Source organism: Burkholderia sp. DN3021, assembly GCF_049805555.1.
GTDB classification, from domain to species: domain Bacteria; phylum Pseudomonadota; class Gammaproteobacteria; order Burkholderiales; family Burkholderiaceae; genus Burkholderia; species Burkholderia pyrrocinia_C.
This window is the reverse complement of sequence record NZ_JBNCAB010000187.1, coordinates 1-2942: the sequence shown is the minus strand read 5'-3', so window position 1 is coordinate 2942 and position 2942 is coordinate 1. Positions and strand designations below refer to the sequence as shown.

The 2942-nt window shown below is 68.8% G+C and carries 2 protein-coding genes and 1 pseudogene; 2 read left to right on the top strand and 1 reads right to left on the bottom strand.

Annotated elements, in window-relative coordinates; all coding sequences use genetic code 11:
• Window positions 1-342 (top strand): c-type cytochrome (locus ACPUER_RS36220; protein ID WP_425133507.1); only part of this gene is annotated, 342 nt, incomplete at its 5' end.
• 115 nt (window positions 343-457) lie between these two features.
• On the opposite strand, the gene ACPUER_RS36215 is transcribed toward ACPUER_RS36220, so the two are convergent.
• Entirely contained in the window at window positions 458-2545 is a 2088-nt protein-coding gene (locus ACPUER_RS36215; protein ID WP_175962713.1) for a UvrD-helicase domain-containing protein, read from the bottom strand.
• 287 nt (window positions 2546-2832) lie between these two features.
• On the opposite strand from ACPUER_RS36215, the pseudogene ACPUER_RS36210 reads away from it, so the two are divergent.
• A pseudogene (locus ACPUER_RS36210) lies at window positions 2833-2942 on the top strand (SGNH/GDSL hydrolase family protein); the annotation flags it as partial.

Genomic DNA, 2942 nt, shown 5'->3' with positions numbered 1-2942 from the left:
GCCGACGCCGCGAGCGCGCAGATCGCCGCGGCGCAGGCCGCGATCGCCGCGATCCCGAAGGCCGGCGAACAGCCCGCGGCCGCACCGGCCAGCGCCGATGCGGCAACCGCCGGCAAGGCGCTGTACACGTCGACCTGCCAGGCCTGCCACGCGGCAGGCGTGCTCGGCGCGCCGAAGTTCGGCAGCAAGGAAGACTGGGCGCCGCGCCTGAAGGACTCGATGGATACGGTCTACAACTACGCGCTGCACGGCAAGGGCGCGATGCCGCCGAAGGGCGGGGCGAACGCGTCGGATGCCGACGTGAAGGCGGCCGTCGACTACATGGTCAACGCGTCGAAGTAACACCGGCCCACCCGTAAAAAACCCCCGCGGCGCACGCGCATCGCGGGGGTTTTGTTTTGCCGGGCCGCCGGATCGCCGGCTGCCGGATCGCCGTGCGCCCGACGGCGCCGCCGCATCACTTCTGCAGCAACGCCTTCAGGCTCGCGAGCCGATCCTTCGGCGACATCGGCGCTTCTTCCGGCGTGGGCGGCGGCGCTTCGTCGAGGCCCATCTCGGGGATGAAGCGAGACGGCTCGCACACGACCGTCTCGCGCGCCCGCTTGCGCTTCTTGCACCAGTTCAGGTGCAGGCTGCGCTGCGCGCGCGTGATCGCGACGTACATCAGCCGGCGCTCTTCCTCGATCCGCTCGCTGTCGATCGGGCCGTCGTCCTCGCTGCCGCCGCGGTGCGGCATGATGCCCTCCTCGACGCCGACCAGGAACACGTGCGGATACTCGAGCCCCTTCGACGCATGGACGGTCGACAGCCGCACGGCGTCCGGATCCTCGTCCTTGCCCTCGAGCATCGACATCAGCGCGACGGTCTGGATCAGGCCGAGCAGGTTCTTGCCCGTATCGGCGAGCCCGTCCGCGTTGTGGAAGCCTTCCGCCTCGCCGTCGACGGCCTCCGTCTCTGGCTTCGTGCCCTTGCGCTTCAGCCATTCGAGGAATTCGAGCACGTTCTGCCACTTCGACTGCGCCTGCCGCTCGTCGAACGCGTCGTACAGGTACGCCTCGTAGTGGATCGCCTCCATCATGTCGTCGAGCACGACGGTCGCGGGCTCCTTGTCCGCGCGCTCGGTCAGGCGCTGGATGAAGTCGCAGAACATCCTGAGCGGCTCGACCTGGCGCGCGGACAGCCGCGCCTCGATGCCGCCCATGTACACGGCCTCGAACAGCGACACCTTCGCCTGCCCCGCGAACGAGCCGAGCGCCTCGAGCGTCGTGTTGCCGATCCCGCGGCGCGGCGTCGTGACCGCGCGGATGAACGCGGGATCGTCGTCGGCGTTCGCGATCAGCCGCAGGTACGCGCACAGGTCCTTGATCTCGGCCTTGTCGAAGAACGACTGGCCGCCGGACAGCACGTACGGGATCCGCTCGCGCCGCAGCACCTGCTCGAAGATGCGCGCCTGGAAGTTGCCGCGATACAGGATCGCGTAGTCGCGGAACTGCGCGCGCCGCTCGAACTTGTGCGCGGACAGCCGGAACACGACCGATTCGGCCTCGTGCTCCTCGTCGTTGCACGGCGTGACGGTGATCGAATCGCCCATCCCGTGCTCGGACCACAGCTTCTTCTCGAACAGCTTCGGGTTGTTCGCGATCACGTTGTTCGCGGCGGTCAGGATCCGCACCGTCGACCGGTAGTTCTGCTCGAGCTTGACCAGGTGCAGCTTCGGGAAATCCTTGCCGAGCTGCGCGAGGTTCTCGAGCGTCGCGCCGCGCCAGCCGTAGATCGCCTGGTCGTCGTCGCCGACCGCCGTGAACGCGGCGCGCGGGCCGGCGAGCAGCTTCAGCAGCTCGTACTGGCACGCGTTGGTGTCCTGGTACTCGTCGATCAGCAGGTAGCGCAGCTTGTTCTGCCAGCGGTCGCGCACCTGCTCGTTCTTCGCGAACAGCTCGGCGGGCAGGCGGATCAGGTCGTCGAAGTCGACCGCCTGGTACGCATGCAGCGTCGCGACGTAGTTGCGGTAGACCAGCGCGGCCTGGTGCTCGTCCTCGTTGGCCGCGATCGCCATCGCCTCGTCGGGCATGATCAGGCCGTTCTTCCACAGCGAGATGATGCTCTGGATCTTGCGGATCAGCCCCTTGTCGGTGGTGCCGAGCTGCTCCTGGATCATCCCGAAGCAGTCGTCCGAATCCATGATCGAGAACTGCGGCTTCAGGCCGACGTGCTCGGCCTCCTGGCGCAGGATCTGCACGCCGAGCGAATGGAACGTGCAGACGGTGAGCTGGTTGACGGGCACCTTGCGGCCTTCCTTGCCGGGCGTGGTGAGCGTCTTGCCCTCGAGCAGCTTCGACACGCGCTCGCGCATTTCCGCGGCCGCCTTGTTCGTGAACGTGACGGCGGCGATGTGGCGCGGCTCGAAGCCTTTCGCTTCGATCAGGTGCGCGATCTTCTGCGTGATCACGCGGGTCTTGCCGCTGCCCGCGCCGGCGAGCACGAGACAGGGACCGTCGAGGTAGCGCACCGCTTCGTTCTGGGCGGGATTGAGGCCTGCGGACATGATGACGGATGGTGTTGCGGTTGACGGCGGAACGCCGGGAGGATGCCGTGCGCGGCAGGCTGGCGAAGCAGGCGGACACGCGGGCAGGACGCGCATGTTAACACGTCGGCAGCGCGTATTTCGGGAGCGCCGCCGGACGGGGCCGTGCGGGCCGATCGCCCGGCCGCGCCCTGTCCGTCCGGCCAATCCGGCCCCGTTCGCGCACCGATCGGCCACAATATGCGCACACCGGCGGCGCCGCGCGCCGGGCCCGCATGAACCGCCTGAAACGCCACCGGATCGACACCATGGGATACCCGCTCGCCACCGCCGCCCTCGGCCCGCTGCTGTTCGCGCAGGGGCGCTACGTGCGGCGCGTCACGCCGCGGCTGCCCGAGGCGGCCGGCCCGCGCGACGG